Origin of the sequence: Limnohabitans sp. DM1 (assembly GCF_001269385.1) — a bacterium.
In the GTDB taxonomy this organism is placed as follows: Bacteria; Pseudomonadota; Gammaproteobacteria; order Burkholderiales; family Burkholderiaceae_C; genus Limnohabitans_A.
Genome location: NZ_CXOO01000087.1, coordinates 1 through 17,913 on the forward strand (window position 1 = coordinate 1; position 17,913 = coordinate 17,913).

The following is a 17,913-nucleotide window of genomic DNA, read 5'->3' on the forward strand; positions in this document are numbered from 1 at the left end:
CACTGGTTTACTGGAGTTCAGTGTGCCCTTCCGATCTAACATCACCAAAGCCAGCTTGCAGGCAGCTTTGCCCGGCACGGCCGAAAAAACCTATGACGGCACCACCGTAGCCAACAACTTGAGCAACAGCCACTTTGCCCTCACGGGCTGGGTGGGCAGCGAAGGCGCCAGCATCTCGCAGGTCAATGGCAGCTATGCCAGCAAGAATGTCTCGGACAACAACGGCACCGGTTCGGTCACGGCCACGCTGGCTGCTGGCGACTTCACGGCCGCTTCGGGCACTCTGCTGGCCAACTACCAGTTGCCCACTTCAGCCACAGGTTTGGTGGGCAAGATCACGCCCGCATCTTTGACCGTCAAGGTCAATGACACGGCAGCTTTTGTGACGCAAGACGCCAACCTGGCCACCGACAACGGTTTGAGCTACACCGGCTTTGTCAACGGCGAAACGGCTGCCACGGCCTTGACGGGCACGCCCACACGCACTTACTCAGGTGTCACCTACCCCGTGGTGGGTACCTACACCGATGTGTATGGCTTGAGCGCAGCCCCCACAGCCAACAACGGCAACTACACCGTCACCGTCGCCAAAGGCAAGCTGACCGTGGCCCCTGCCGACAAGTTGCTGATTGGCATTGGCGGCAAGACCTACACCTATGGCAGCTTGACCGGCACCACCGCCGGGGCCAGCGCCGACGCGGTCACGGCCCAGTATTGCCTGAGCGCCAACTGCAGCCCAAGCAGCCTGGTCAATCTGAGCATGACCGCTTTGGGCAATGGCAATTGGAAAGCCACGGACAGCACAGGCACGTCGGTTGAGTTCTCAACCCTGATCGACAGCACTGGAAAGCTGTCCACGGGTGGCTTTGTGAACGTGGGCAACTACACCTACGACGCCTCCTCCGTGACCATCACGCCGCCCAGCAATGTGAACTTCAATGACCGCGTGGTCAATGGCGGTGTGTTGACGATCAATCCCAAGGTGTTGACACTCAGCGCGTCTGACGTGAGCCGGGTGTATGACGGCAGCACGGCCTTGGCTGGCCGCGCCCTGAACACAAGCGGGGTCATGACCGCTGACGTGGTGAACGCCAGCAGCACCGGCGGCAGCTTTGACAGCAAAAATGCAGGCAGCCGCAACTACACCTTCACCGGCCTGAGCCTGGGCGGCGCTGACGCAGGCAATTACGCCTTCACCGTGAGCACCGTCACCGGCACGGGCAGCATCACGCCCAAAGACGTGACGCTGGTCGCAGGCCCGGTAAGCAAAACTTACAACGGCAATACCGATTACAGCGTGACGCAGGCCGACCTGGACACGCTCAGCGGTCAGTTGATCACGGGCGACACGGTCAGCGGCGCGAGCATCAGCTACACCGACAAAAATGTCTCACGCGATGCCAACGGCGCTGTGTTGAGCAACAAGACCATCACGCTGGACAGCGTGACACTGAGCGATGGCAACGACGGCGGCAACTACACCGTGACACGCCAAGGCAACAACGCGAGCGTGATCACACCCAAAGCCGTCGACCTGACCAGCATCACCGCTGCCAGCAAGACCTATGACGGCAATGCCACAGCCAGCATCACCGATGGCGTCATCAGCGGCGCTCTTGTTGGTGAAACCCTGAGTGTCACCGGCACGGGTGTCTTTGCTGACAAGAAAGCTGCGTCTGGCGTCATGGTCACAGTGGCGGATGTGGCAGCCCTGTCCAAAGTCAACGGCTCAGGCGACTGGGACAACTACAGCCTGAGCACGACAGGCGTTCAAACCGCCACAGCCAACATCACCAAGAAGGCCATCAGCCTGTCGGGCATCACTGCGGCCAACAAGACTTATGACGGCACGAACGCTGCGAGTGTCTCGGTTGGCGCGGCTGTTTTCAACAACCAGATCAATGGTGATGACCTCACGGTGACCAGCACCGGCACCTTCAGCAACAAGAACGCTGACACCGGCAAGACCGTCACCCTGTCCAACACCCTGAGCGGTGCGGACGTGGGCAACTACACCGTCACCGAACAGACCAGCACCACCGCCAACATCGACAAAAAGGCCATCAGCCTGAGCGGCATCACTGCGGCCAACAAGACTTATGACGGCACGAACGCTGCGACCGTCTCGGTTGGCGCGGCTGTTTTCAACAACCAGATCAATGGTGATGACCTCACGGTGACCAGCACCGGCACTTTCAGCGACAAGAACGCCGCCACCGGCAAAACCGTCACTTTGTCCAACACCTTGGGCGGCACCGACCTGGGCAACTACACCGTCACCGATCAGGCCAGCACCACCGCCAACATTGACAAAAAGGCCATCAGCCTGAGCGGCATCACTGCGGCCAACAAGACTTATGACGGCACGAACGCTGCGAGTGTCTCGGTTGGCGCGGCTGTTTTCAACAACCAGATCAATGGTGATGACCTCACGGTGACCAGCACCGGCACTTTCAGCGACAAGAACGCCGCCACCGGCAAAACCGTCACTTTGACCAACACACTGGGCGGCTCGGACCTGGGCAACTACACCGTCACGGATCAGGCCAGCACCACCGCCGACATCGACAAAAAGGCCATCAGCCTGTCGGGCATCACTGCGGCCAACAAGACTTATGACGGCTCGAACGCTGCGAGTGTCTCGGTTGGCGCGGCTGTTTTCAACAACCAGATCAATGGTGATGACCTCACGGTGACCAGCACCGGCACTTTCAGCGACAAGACAGCCGCCACCGGCAAAACCGTCACTTTGTCCAACACCCTGGGCGGCACCGACCTGGGCAACTACACCGTCACCGATCAGGCCAGCACCACCGCCAACATCACCCCCAAAGACCTGACCCTGAGCAGCATCACCGCAGCCAGCAAAACCTATGACGGCAACACCACGGCGGTCATCACGCAGGTCGGCTTGACGGGGTTTGTGGGCTCCGAAACCTTGGGCGCCACGGCCACGGGCACATTTGACGACAAAAATGCCGGCCTGCGCACGGTCCACGTCAGCACGGCCAACACCACACTGACCGACGACCTCGCCTCGGGTGGCCTGAGCGGCAACTACCAGCTGGTGGCAGGCAGCGTGGGCAGCGCGACCACCATTGCGCCCAAAGACGCCGTGGTCACCGCCAACAGCGACTTGAGCAAGGTCTACAACGGCGCCGTCCAAACGGTTTCGGGCTTCAGCGCCACCGGCCTGGTCAACGGCGAAACCGCCGCTGTGCTGACCGGCGTGAGCGCGGGCGCCACGGGCAAAAACGCAGGTACCTACAGCGCCATCGCCTCAGGCACTGACAACAACTACGCGCTGAGCTTTGTCGCGGGTCGTCTGGTGATTGCCCCCAAAGCTGCCACCGTTGCAGCCGCCCCACTGACCGCCGTGTCTAACGGCACCGTGTTCACACAAGCGCCTGCCACCCCATCAGGTTTTGTGACCGGCGAAAACGTGACCGCCACGGGTCTGGCTTCGGGGATTGCCGCTGGCACCTACAACTCGCAGCTCAAAGTAACCCCTGCCAACAGCGCCACGGTGCTGGACAACTACCTCATCCAGATCGTCAACGCCGCCTTGCTCATCACGCCCAGCTCGGTTTCCCTGCCGCCTGTGCAGCCAGCGATGCTCAAGAGACCTCCAGAGACCACAACACGCCTGAGCTGGTCCGGTTTTGCCGGCTCGTCAACAAGCGGATCACTAACGCTCAGCGATTCTGGCCGGGTGGAGGCACCGACCAAAGCGCAGACAGGGAACGCCGCCTTGCCCCTGGCATGTACCCCAGAGTCTTTGCAGGAATGCAGTTGCCAAAACACGTCGAGGGAGGGTGTCGAAATTTGCTTGACGCCCTCCAAGATGTGAGAACACAGAGGCTTCGGCAAGGGGCTCATGTCGCGGGCCTCCAGCTCCAACATACACGACTCTACAAATTTGGCGAAATTTTTCATTTCATGAATTTTTAATATTTTCATCAAAAATTGAAAGGAGTACCCCAATTGGGTGATTACTTTTTCCGTTTATTTCATCAAAATCACCAATAATGATTTTCAAAAATAAATAAATACTTCTCAAAAGTGGTTTGTTTTTGCTTTATTGGTATTCACAAATGAATTCAAATTTATTCAAGACGGTTTTTTCCAAGCGTTTGGGCGCTCTGGTTGCCGTGGGCGAGCACGCGACCAGCCAGGGCAAAGCCAAGGGCGGCCGAGGTGTGGGCGGCTTCAACCTCATGGGGGTCTTGAGTGCAGGGGGCGCGTACTTCGTGGGCCCGCTGGTTTTCAGCTTTGCTTTGATCACCCTGGCTTGGGCAGCCCCAGCCAACAACGCTCTGCCCACGGGTGGCCAAGTGGCCCAGGGCGCAGCGGCCATCAGCCAAAGCGGCGCCAACATGGCCATCCACCAAAGCACCGCCCGCGCCGTGGTCAATTGGCAAAGCTTTGATATTGGCAAAGACGCCAAAGTCAACATCGTTCAGCCCACCGCACAGGCCGTGCTGCTCAACCGCGTCACTGGGGTGGCCCCCAGTCAGATCTTTGGCCAGATGTCGGCCAACGGCCAGGTCGTTTTGGTCAACCCCAACGGCGTCACTTTTGGCAAAGACGGCTCGGTCAGCGCAGCGGGCCTGACGGCCAGCACGCTCAACATTTCAGACGCCGACTTCATGGCCGGTCGCAAGCGCTTCACCCGCGACGGCGCCACCGGCGAGGTGCTCAACCAAGGCACGCTCACAGCGGCCCCCGGCGGCTATGTGGCCCTGCTGGGCGCCAGCGTCTCCAACGAAGGCAAAATTTATGCGCCCAAAGGCAACGTCGCCTTGGGCGCAGCCGACGTCATCACCCTGCCCATGACGGGCACGGGCCGCATCAAGATGGAACTGAGCCCGGCCGTCATCAACGCGGCCGTGGCCAACCAAAAAGGCGGCACCATCGTCACCGAGGGGGGGCAGGTCTATATGCAAGCCGCCGCCATGGGCAATGCCATGGCCAGCGTGCTGCAGTCCGGCAGCATTGACACCTCGGGCGAGCAAGGCGGCGCAGTGCACCTGCTGGCCGACGGCGGCACCATCAAGGTGGACGGCAGCATCAACGCCAACAGCACCGGCAAGGACGACAAAGGCCAGCTGCGCAAAGGTGGCGACATCCTGATTGGGCGTGACGAAGAGACCGGCAAACTTTCAAAAAGCACAGATGCATCAGGGGCAACGCTGTCGTCTGAAGGCGGCTTTGTTGAAACGTCAGGCGATTACCTCAAAGTCGATGACATTCAAGTCAAGGCCAAAGACTGGCTGCTCGACCCCACCAACATCACCATTGCCGCCACGGGCACCACCACCAGCGGCACAGCCTATGCGGCCAACTACACCGCTGGCGCAGACTCGGTGATTCTGGCCTCTGCCATCAACAGCAGTTTGAACCTGGGCACCTCGGTCACCATTGCGACCTCAGCAACAGGCGCAAGTGCGGGAAATATCTCGGTGAACGAGAGCATTGCCAAAACAGCAGGCGCTGACGCGACGCTCACGCTCAAAGCGCATGGCAATATCGTGGTGGCGACCAGCAAAACCATCACCTCAACAACAGGCAAACTGAACGTTGTGCTCAACAGCGATTTCGATGCCAACAGCTCTGGTGCCATTCTTTTCAATAATGGCTCAGGCATCACCAGCAATGGCGGCAACATCACCCTGGGTGGTGGCACGGCGGGCACAGGGGTGGGCCATGCTTTTGGGAGCAGCACCGCAGCAGCACCCACAAGTACAGCCGCAGTGACCACCACCTCAGACGGCATTACCTTGAATGGCACAGCCATTTCGGCGGGTGGTGGCAATATCACCATGACGGGTACGAGCAATGCCAGCAATGGTTCGGGCATCAACGCCATCAACAATTCGAGCATCATCACATCGGGTGCTGGCGCCATTACCTTAACCGGCACCGGCAAAGCCAGCGGCGGCACGGCTTCCTTAAACGGCGTAGGGCTGCTTTCGACCCCGGTGACTGGGGGCAGTGGCGGCGTGACGATTGTGGGCAATGCCAGTGCGGCCACAACCTCGGGCGCTTATACCTATGGTGTGATGGTCAAAAACAGTACCGTATCCACCGTCAATGGCGGCAATATTTCCGTGACGGGTACTGGTGGCGGGGGTACGGCAAACACCAATTATGGTTTTTCAATTGATGGCTCCGGAAAAGTTGCTGCCAGTGGCGCAGGCAATGTATCGATTACAGGGGTAGCTGCCAACACGAGCTCATCTGCCATCAACATCAATGCTGGCTCTGGAGGCATTCAATCCATCACAGGCAACATCACACTCACTGCAGACAGTGTTGCGCTGAATGGGACTGTCAACGGTGGCACTGTCACCCTGCAAAACCGCACAGCAGGCACCACCATTGATGTGGGCGGCACCTCAGCCGACGTGACCACCGGCACGCCCCTCAAATTGAGCATTACCCAAGCCGAACTGACCCAAATCAGCGCGGGCACCATCGTGGTCGGGCGCAACGACACCACCACCACGGGCGCTATCGCCGTCAACGCCATCAACATGGGGGCGCTTGGCAACACCAGCGGCAACCTGACCATCCTGGGCAGCAACAACATCACCGTCAACAGTGCCATCACCAAGACGGCAGGCTCCACCGCCACCTTGACCATGAATGCCAGAAATGGCATTACCGTCAATGCGGCCGTCGGATCTTCAACAAATGCCATGAATGTGGTGGCCACCACCCAGGGCCTCAGTGCCACAGACAGTCAGGGCATCTATTTGAGCGGCACAGGCAAGATCGACACCATCGGCACGGTCAAACTCGACGCTACCGCTCGCAAGACAGGTACTTGGGACTACACCCGTTCTGGCCTGGCCATGACGGCTGGCGCTGTGGTGCGCGGCAGTGATGTGGACATCAAGCTCCTGGTGGATTTACCCAGCACCAACCGGGTGTATGGTTTATTCGTGCAAAACAGCACCACACTGGAAGCCACTGCAGGCAACCTGAAGATAGACGCCACCATCAAGGGCGTAGGGCAAACAGGCGGCACTGGCGGTTTTGGCGGCGGCCTGCTTTTTGGATCGGGCACAGGCAATGCGGTGACCATCAAGGCTTCGCAAGATGTGCTGATCAGCAGTGACATGACATCCACGACAGCGACCGGTACACCGGGCATCTCCATGGTTGACACGGCAGTGCAAGCCGGTCGCAATGCGGTCATTTCGTCCAAGGTCTGGGACCCTTCGATGAGTGCCTTCTCTTCGGGCAATGGGGGCTCGGCCAGAGGTTTCAGCCTGGTCTCGACCAACAACGCAGGCAATGTGAGCCTGCAGTCCAACCAAGGCACTATCAACATCGGCAACCTGGTCGCCCCGATCACCGGCAACAACGTCACGATCGACAACACCGGTGGCGTCATCAGTGCGCCCGACGCCAATGGGCTGGTCAGTTTGACCAAGGGCACGGGGTCCTCCACAAGCACCATCCTCGGCGGCGTGACGCTGAATTCAAACACCGGCGTCTCCGGGGTGTCTGCCACCGGGAATGCCAACATTGCAGGCACATCAACGGCCACGGTCGCGCAAAGTGGCATTGCAGTCAATGGCAATGCTGCCATTACCGCCAAAAACATTGCCATGGATGGCAGCTCGATGTTGGCCAATGGCGTTTTGATGGGCGCTGCTTTATCGGCCACAGCCAATGGGGGTGGCAACGTCACTGTGGTGGGCACCAGCAACGGCACGCCCAATACCGCCACCGCATTGAGCATGCAAGGCGCCATCACCGCCACCCACAACGTCTCCATCCTGGGCACCAACACCAATGCGGCAAACACGGCCGTGGCGGTTAACCTCTCTAAATCGGTCACGTCCACGGCGGGCACGATCGACATCACCGCATCGACCCAGGGCAGCTCTGCCCAGGCCTTGCAAATGGCCTCTGGCGTCAGTTTGCAAACCACCAACCAGGCAATCACCCTCAAAACGGACACACTGAGCCTGGATACCTCGGCCACGCCCGCCAGCATCAATGCAGGCACAGGCACGGTGAGCATCAAAAATGACACGGCTGGCACCTTGATAGATCTGGGCACAGGCACCGATGCGGGTGCTGCAATGGCCACGCCCAGTGCACGCACGCTCGGCCTGAGCAGTGCCGAGCTCAACCGGATCACGGCGGGCAATCTGGTCATTGGCGATGCGGCCAACAGTGGCAACGTCAGGGTGTCTTCGGCCATCAACTTGACCAGGGCGGCGGGTAACCTCACGCTGCAAACCCCAGGCAACATCGCCGTGAATGCGGCGCTGGTGGTGGGTGACGACACCACCACCACGGGCACGGTGGAAAACTCCAAAAACCTGACGCTGAATGCCGCAGGCGCGGCCAGCACAGTGACGCAGACAGCCGCCATCAAGGCCACCGACTTGCTGCTGCAAGGCAGCAACGCTGCCGTCACCCTGGCCAACACCAGCAACGATGTGGCCACGCTGGCGGGCAGCGCCAAAACGCTGTCTTACTTTGACAGCAATGTGCTGACCATTGGCACCACCACCGCGCTGAGCGCCACCGGTCCGATCAAGATCGAGAGCGACAGCAACATCATCGTCTCCCAGGCCATCAGCACCACCGACGCCAGCAGCGATGCCATCTGGATCAACGCTGGAAAAGCCACCAATGCAGGCACAGCCTCAGGCGGCAACATCAGCTTCACCGGCAGTGGCGCCGTCAATGTGGGCACGGGTGGACGCGCCACTTTGTTCACCGGTTCGGTGGCGGGCAGCACGGGCCTAGGCATCACGGCGGGCAACAGCCGCTTTGCCAGCGATGAAGTCACGACCGCCTACAACACCACCACAGCTGCTCTGGGTTCAGGCATTTATGCAATTTACCGCGAGTCGCCCATCCTGACGGCGGCCTTCATCAACGCCAGCAAGACCTACGACGGTCAGGCTTACAGCGGCAACAACGGCCTGACGCTCAGCGGCTTTGTCAATGGCGACACCACCGGCCTGCTGAACACCACCACCACGGGCTCCTCGCAAGGCGCCAAAAATGCTGGCAGCTACACCCTGAGCGGCACGGGCACCAGTGATCTGGGCTACACCGTGGCCTATACCCCCGGCACCCTGACCGTGAACAAGGCCGATCTGGTGCTGTCGGGCACCCGTGTGTACGACGCCAGCAAGACCTTTGCCGGGCAGTTCCTGACGGCCACCGGCGTGGCGGGCGAGACCTTTGCCGTGACCGGCACGGGCGACGCCAGCAACCTGTCTAGCAAGAACGTGCAAACCGGACAACTGCTCAGCAGCGTCACCGGCCTGGCCTTGGGCAGCAGCGCCAATGGCGGATTGAGCGCCAACTACAACGCCCTGAGCACCGCGGCTTCCAGCGTGAGCGTGACGCCCAAAACCGCCACAGTCAGCGCTACGGCCACCCAACTGACCTACAACGGCAGCACGCAAAACCAGCTGACCGAAACCCTCAGCGGCTTCATCGCCGGAGACACGGTCACCGTCACTGGCCAGGCCAGCGGCAAGAATGCAGGCAGCTATGCCTCCAGCCTGGCCGTCAGCGGTGCAGACGCGAGCAACTACAGCGTCACGCTGAACAACGCCCATCTGGTGATTGACAAGGCGGTGCTGACAGCCACCGGCAACAGCGGCTCAGTCACTTACAACGGCAACACCCAGAGCGTCAACGGCTTCACCGTGACCGGCTTGCAAGGCAGCGACAGCGCTGCCAACCTGAGCAGCATCAACGCTTCGGGCGCATCCGGCAAAAACGCGGGCAGCTACACCAACACCGTCACGGCGGGCACTGAAACCAACTACACCGTGACCACGGTCAACGGCACTTTGCAGATTGGCCGCGCCGATCTGGTGCTGTCGGGCACGCGTGTCTACGACGGCAGCCAAACTTTTGCCGGGCAATACCTGACAGCCACCGGCGTAGCGGGCGAAACCTTTGCCGTGAACGGCTCGGGCGATGCCAGCAACCTGGCCAGCAAGAACGTGCAGACCGGGCAGTTACTCAACAGCGTCACAGGCCTGGCTTTGGGCAGCAGCGCCAACGGGGGTTTGAGCGCCAACTACAACGCACTGAGCACCGCAGCATCCAGCGTGAGCGTGACGCCCAAGGCCGCCAGCGTGAGCGCCACAGCCACCAACTTGACCTACAACGGCAGCACGCAAAACCAGTTGACCGAAACCACCAGCGGCATCATCGCCGGAGACACGGTCAGCTTCAGCGGCCAGGCCAGCGGCAAGAATGCGGGCACCTATGCCTCCAGCCTGGTAGCCGGGGGTGCCGATGCGGGCAACTACACCATCACCGTCAGCAACGCCAATTTGGTGATTGACAAGGCCAATCTGGTCTTGTCGGGCACCCGCGTGTACGACGCCAGCAAGACGTTTGCCGGGCAGTACCTGACGGCCAGCGGCGTGGCGGGCGAAACTTTTGCCGTGACCGGCACAGGCGACGCCAGCAACCTGGCCAGCAAGAACGTGCAAAGCGGCCAAACCCTGAGCAGCCTGACCGGCCTGGCCTTGGGCAGCAGCGCCAATGGCGGATTGAGCGCCAACTACAACGCCCTGAGCACCGCAGCTTCCAGCGTGAGCGTGACGCCCAAAACCGCCACAGTCAGCGCTACGGCCACCCAACTGAGCTACAACGGCAGCACGCAAAACCAGCTGACCGAAACCCTCAGCGGCTTCATCGCCGGAGACACGGTCACCGTCACTGGCCAGGCCAGCGGCAAGAATGCAGGCAGCTATGCCTCCAGCTTGGCTGTCAGCGGTGCAGACGCGAGCAACTACAGCGTCACGCTGAACAACGCCCATCTGGTGATTGACAAGGCGGTGCTGACAGCCACCGGCAACAGCGGCTCGGTCACTTACAACGGCAACACCCAGAGCGTCAACGGCTTCACCGTGACCGGCCTGCAAGGCAGCGACAGTGCTGCCAGCCTGACCAGCATCAACGCCACAGGCGCATCTGGCAAAAACGCGGGCAGCTATGCCAACACCGTCACGGCGGGCACAGAAACCAACTACACCGTGACCACGGTCAACGGCACTATGCAGATTGGCCGCGCCGATCTGGTGCTGTCGGGCACGCGTGTCTACGACGGCAGCCAAACTTTTGCCGGGCAATATCTGACGGCCACCGGCATGGCGGGCGAAACCTTTGCCGTGAACGGCTCGGGCGATGCCAGCAACCTGGCCAGCAAGAATGTGCAGACCGGCCAAGTCTTGAGCAGCATCACCGGCCTGAGTCTGGGCAGCAGCAGCAATGGTGGCCTGAGCAGCAACTACAACGCCCTGAGCACGGTCGCGTCCAGCGTGAGCGTGACACCCAAGGCGGCCACAGTCAGCGCCACGACCACCAACCTGACTTACAACGCCAGCACACAAAACCAGCTGGCCGAAACCAACAGTGGCTTCATCACAGGGGACGTGATCACCGTCACCGGCCAGGCCAGCGGAAAAGACGCTGGCACTTACGCATCGAGTCTGACGCTGAGCGGCGCCGATCTGGGCAACTACAGCGTCACCGTCAACAACGCCAATCTGGTGATTGGCAAGGCAGCCTTGACCGCCACCGGCAACAGCGCCACCGTGACCTACAACGGCGCCGACCAGAGCGTGAGCGGCCTGACCGTGTCGGGCCTGCTGGGCAGCGACACCTTGGCCAGCCTGAGCACCGTGTCGGCTGCGGGTGCCACCGGCAAAAACGCGGGCACTTACAGCAACGTGGTGAGCGCGGGCACCGAAACCAACTACACCGTGACCACAGTCAACGGCACGCTGCAAATTGACAAAGCTGCCCTGACCGCCACCGGCAACAGCGGCTCGGTCACTTACAACGGCACCGAGCAGAGCGTGACGGGCTTCACGGTCTCGGGCCTGCAAGGCAGCGACACCGCAGCCAGCCTGTCCAGCGTGTCGGCCACAGGTGCCTCGGGCAAGAACGCGGGCAGCTACACCAACACCGTGACAGCGGGCACCGAAGCCAACTACACCGTGACCACGGCCAACGGCACTTTGCAAATTGGCAAGGCCAGCTTGACCGCCACCGGCAACAGCGCCGCCCTCACCTACAACGGCGCCGACCAAAGCGTGTCGGGCTTCACCGTCTCTGGCCTGCTGGGCTCGGACACGGTGGCCAATCTGTCAAGCATCACGGCCAGTGGTGCCACCGGCAAAAACGCAGGCAACTACACCAACACTGTGACAGCGGGCACCGAAGCCAACTACACCGTGACCACGGCCAACGGCACTTTGCAAATCGGCAAGGCCGCTTTGACCGCCACCGGCAACAGCGCCGCCCTCACCTATAACGGCGCCGACCATAGCGTGTCGGGCTTCACCGTTTCGGGCTTGCAGGGCTCGGACACGGTGGCCAGCCTGAGCAGCGTCATGGCCCTTGGTGCCACCGGCAAGAACGCAGGCAGTTACACCAACACCGTGACAGCAGGCACCGAAACCAACTACACCGTGACCACGGCCAACGGCACTTTGCAAATTGGCCGCGCCGATCTGGTGCTGTCGGGTGAGCGGGTGTATGACGCGGGCACCACCTTTGCCGGTCAGTACCTGACGGCCACGGGCGTGGGCGGCGAAACCTTCGCCGTCTCGGGCAGCGGCAGCGCTGGCAATCTGGCCAGCAAGAACGTACAGGTGCAGCAGGCCCTGACGAGTCTGGCAGGTCTGGCCCTGGGCAGCAGCGCCAATGGCGGCTTGAGCAGCAACTACAACGATTTGACGACAGCAGGCTCCAAGGTCAGCGTGACGCCCAAGGCGGCCACGGTCAACGCCACAGCCAGCAGCGCCACCTACAACGGCACACAGCAAAACCAGGCGGCCGAAACCAGCAGCGGCTTCATCGCCGGGGACACCATCACCGTCTCGGGCCTGGCCAGCGGCAAATACGCCGGCACTTATGTCTCGAACCTGGCGGTGGGCGGCGCAGACGCGGGCAACTACAGCGTGAGCCTGAACAATGCCAATCTGGTCATTGACAAAGCCGCCCTGACAGTGACGGCGACGGCAGTCAGCAAAACCTATGACGGCACCACGCTGGCCACAGGCACGGGCACCGTGGGCACTTTGGCCGGTGCGGGCGACAGCGTGAGCAGCGCGGGCAGCCAGGCCTTCCTGGACAAAAACGCAGGCACGGGTAAAACCGTGCGGGCTTCGGGCGTGACGATCAAGGACGCGGCCAACGCGGACATGAGCGCCAACTACAGCATCACCTATGTGGACGATGTCAGCAGCGTCATCAACAAGGCCAGCCTGACCGTGACGGCCAATGCCGATGCGCGCTTTGTGGGCCGCAGCGATGTGGCCGGCTACACCGGCGTGAGCTACACAGGCCTGGTGACGGGTGAAACACCCAGCGTGCTGGGCGGCAACCTGAACATCACCCGCACCAATGCCAGCGCCGGAGCGGCAGGCAACTACAGCGGCGTGCTGGCCCCCAGCGGCTTGACATCGGGCAACTACGACATCACTTATGTCAACGGTGACTACACCATCGTGCCCGCAGACCGCTTGCTGGTGCGCACCAGCAATGTGACCACCACTTACGGCAGTGCCGTCACTTATGACGCCACGGCACAGTATCTCGATTCAAACAACGATGTCATCATCACCCTGACGCGCACAGGCACAGGCAACAATTACAACTTCGATGATGGTTTGGGCACCACGTTCAATACGGTGCTCAAACCTTACAGTGGCACCGGCTTGGCACCGATCAGCAGTTCGGGCAACACAGTGGTGGGCACCTACGACATCAAAGACGCAGCCCCGACAGTCAATGGCAGCAACTTCATTGCGCCCGCAGTTTTTGTGGGCACCTTGACGGTCAACACCAAGGAAATCACCCCCAATGCCACGAATGTGAGCAAGGTGTATGACGGCACCACCGCCATCAGCAATGTGCTGGGCATGGGCGGCAAGGTGGCAGGCGATGCCTTGTCAATTGGCGGCACAACAGCTTTTGCCAGCAAAAACGCGGGCACAGGCCTGGCCTATACCGTCTCGGGCATCGCCCTGAGCGGAGCCGATGCGGCCAACTACCACATCGCTGGCGGCGCCACCACTTTGGCGGGCAGCGACGGCGTGATCACGCCTGCGGCCCTGAAGCTGACCAGCAGCGATGTGACCAAGGTCTATGACCGCACCACCTCGGCCAACGGCACGGCCCTGGTCACCCAAGGCACGCAGTTGTATGCAAGCGACTCCATCACGGGCGGCACCTTCAGCTTCAATGACAAAAATGTCGGCGCGGGCAACAAGGTGGTCAGCGTGTCGGCAGTCACCATCAACGATGGCAACAACGGCGGCAACTACAGCGTCACCTACGTTGACAACACCACCAGCACCATCACGCCCAAGAGCCTGACGGCCAGCTTCAGCGCTGTCAGCAAGACCTACGATGGCAGCACGGTGGCCAGCGTGACGGGCAGCTCGGGCGATGTGATCAGCGGCGATGCGGTCACCCTGAGCAACACCGCCGCCAGCTTTGACAACAAAAACGCCGGCACCAGCAAAACCGTGACCGTGACCGGCATCGCCCTGAGCGGCGCCGATGCGGGCAACTACAGCCTGCAAAACAGCAGCGCCACGACCACCGCCAACGTGACCGCCAAGAACCTGACGGCCAGCTACAGCGCGGCCAGCAAGACCTATGACGGCGGCGTGGCAGCCAGCGTGACAGGCGGCTCGGCCGACATCGTGAGCGGCGACGTGGTGGACTTCAGCCAGACCAGCGCGGTGTTTGCCGACAAGAATGCCGGTGCAGCCAAATCGGTGGCCATTGCGGGCATTGCCATCGCAGGTACAGACGCTGGCAATTACGCTTTGCAAAACACCACGGCCAACGCCACGGCCGACATCACCCGCAAAGACGTGAGCCTGAGCAGCCTGAGCGCGGCCAACAAGGTCTATGACGGCACCACGGTGGCCAGCATCACCGCAGGCAGCATTGACACGGGCGTGGGCAGCGAAACCCTGCAAGTCAGCGGCGTGGGCAGCTTCAGCGACAAGAACGTGGCCAACGGCAAGGCCGTCACGGTGGCAGATGTGAGCACCCTGAGCCAAAACAATGGCACGGGCGACTGGAGCAACTACCGCCTGAGCACCACCGGCGCACTGAGCACCACGGCCGACATCACGCCCAAGGCCATCACCCTGACCGGCATCACCGCCGACAGCAAGACCTATGACGGCGGCACGACAGCGACCCTTTTGACCAGCTCGGCTGCTTTCAACGGCCAGATCGCAGGCGATGTGCTCACGGTCAGCAGCACCGGCAGCTTCAGCGACAAAAATGTGGCCACGGGCAAGACCGTGAGCCTCACCAACACCCTGGGCGGGGCCGACCTGGGCAACTACACCATCACCCAGCAGACCTCAACCACGGCCGACATCACCAAGAAGACCATCAGCCTGAGCGGCATCACGGCGGCCAACAAGACTTATGACGGCAACACAAGTGCCACCGTGTCCACCACCAACGCGGTGTTCAACGACAAAGTCTCTGGCGATGAATTGACCGTCAGCAGCTCGGGTGTTTTCAGCGACAAGAATGCGGCCACGGGCAAAACCGTGAGCCTCACCCACACCTTGGGCGGCGCTGACCTGGGCAACTACAGCATTGCCCAGCAGACCAGCACCACGGCCGACATCGACAAGAAGGCCATCAGCCTGAGCGGCATCACTGCATCCAACAGGACGTATGACGGCACCACCGCTGCGACCGTGTCCGTTGGCTCGGCCGTGTTCAATGAGCAAGTGGCAGGTGATGTCCTCACAGTGGCCAGCACCGGCACCTTCAGCGACAAGAACGCTGACACCGGCAAGACCGTGACCTTGGTCAACACCTTGGGCGGCACCGATCTGGGCAATTACACGGTGACAGAGCAGGCATCGACCACCGCCAACATCGACAAAAAGGCCATCAGCCTGAGCGGCATCACGGCGGCCAGCAAAACCTATGACGGCGGCACTTCTGCCAATGTGTCCACGACAGGCGCTGTGTTCAACGACAAAGTCTCTGGCGATGACTTGAGCGTCAGCAGCACCGGCACCTTCAGCGACAAGAACGCTGACACCGGCAAGACCGTCACCCTGTCCAACACCCTGAGCGGTGCGGACGTGGGCAACTACACCGTCACCGAACAGACCAGCACCACCGCCAACATCGACAAAAAGGCCATCAGCCTGAGCGGCATCACCGCCGCCAACAAGACTTATGACGGTGGCACAACAGCCACCGTGTCGACCACCAACGCTGTGTTCAACAACAAAGTCACCAACGATGACCTGACGGTGACCAGCACCGGCACCTTCAGCGACAAGAACGCTGACACCGGCAAGACCGTCACCCTGTCCAACACCCTGAGCGGTGCGGACGTGGGCAACTACACCGTCACCGAACAGACCAGCACCACCGCCAACATCGACAAAAAGGTCATCAGCCTGAGCGGCATCACCGCCGCCAACAAGACTTATGACGGTGGCACAACAGCCACCGTGTCGACCACCAACGCTGTGTTCAACAACAAAGTCACCAACGATGACCTGACGGTGACCAGCACCGGCACCTTCAGCGACAAGAACGCTGACACCGGCAAGACCGTCACACTGTCCAACACCCTGGGCGGTGCAGACTTGGTCAACTACACCGTTACTGAGCAGGCCAACACCACGGCAGACATCCACAAGAAAGCCGTCACCCTGGACAGCATCACCGCCGCCAGCAAAACCTATGACGGCAGCACCACGGCCACCGTCGTGTCGGGCACCATCAGCGGCACCATCACTGGCGAGACCTTGGCCATCAGTGGCTCGGGCAGCTTCTTAGACAAAAACGTGGCCAACGGCAAAACCGTCACCATCGCCGATGTCACCACCCTCACACCGGCCAATGGCTCGGGCGACTGGGCCAACTACAGCCTGAGCACCACCGGCAGTTTGTCCACCACCGCGCACATCACGCCCAAGTCGGTGACTTTGGACGCCATCGTGGCGGCCCACAAGACCTATGACGGCAACACCGTCGCGGCCATCACCTCGGGTGTGATCAGCGGCACCGCTGCAGGCGAAACCCTGAGCGTCACGGGCGTTGGTGTCTTTGCTGACAAAAACGCCGCCAGCGGCATCGCGGTCAATGTGGCAGATGTCACGGCTTTGACCCCAGCCAACGGCAGCGGCAACTGGGCCAACTACACCCTGACCACCACGGGCGCGGCCTCCACCACCGCCAACATCACCAAAGCCAGCTTGCAGGCAGCTTTGACCGGCACGGTCGAAAAAACCTATGACGGCACCACCGTAGCCAACAACTTGAGCAACAGCCACTTTGCCCTCACGGGCTGGGTGGGCAGCGAAGGCGCCAGCATCTCGCAGGTCAATGGCAGCTATGCCAGCAAGAATGTCTCGGACAACAACGGCACCGGTTCGGTCACGGCCACGCTGGCTGCTGGCGACTTCACGGCCGCTTCGGGCACTCTGCTGGCCAACTACCAGTTGCCCACTTCAGCCACAGGTTTGGTGGGCAAGATCACGCCCGCATCTTTGACCGTCAAGGTCAATGACACTGCAGCTTTTGTGACGCAAGACGCCAGCCTGGCCACCGACAACGGTTTGAGCTACACCGGCTTTGTCAACGGCGAAACGGCTGCCACGGCCTTGACGGGCACGCCCACACGCACTTACTCAGGTGTCACCTACCCCGTGGTGGGTACCTACACCGATGTGTATGGCTTGAGCGCAGCCCCCACAGCCAACAACGGCAACTACACCGTCACCGTCGCCAAAGGCAAGCTGACCGTGGCCCCTGCCGACAAGTTGCTGATTGGCATTGGCGGCAAGACCTACACCTATGGCAGCTTGACCGGCACCACCGCCGGGGCCAGCGCCG

General features: G+C 61.2%; 2 protein-coding genes. Both read left to right on the forward strand.

Features of this window, described 5'->3' with window-relative positions:
* The first annotated feature begins 22 nt into the window (after positions 1 to 22).
* Positions 23 to 3,850, forward strand: a complete 3,828-nt coding sequence (locus tag AMM33_RS21485; RefSeq protein WP_194945679.1) for a beta strand repeat-containing protein — start codon at positions 23 to 25, stop codon at positions 3,848 to 3,850.
* A 244-nt stretch (positions 3,851 to 4,094) separates the two neighbouring features.
* A partial coding sequence (locus AMM33_RS21490) for a YDG domain-containing protein (RefSeq protein WP_090143255.1) occupies positions 4,095 to 17,913 on the forward strand: 13,819 nt, incomplete at its 3' end.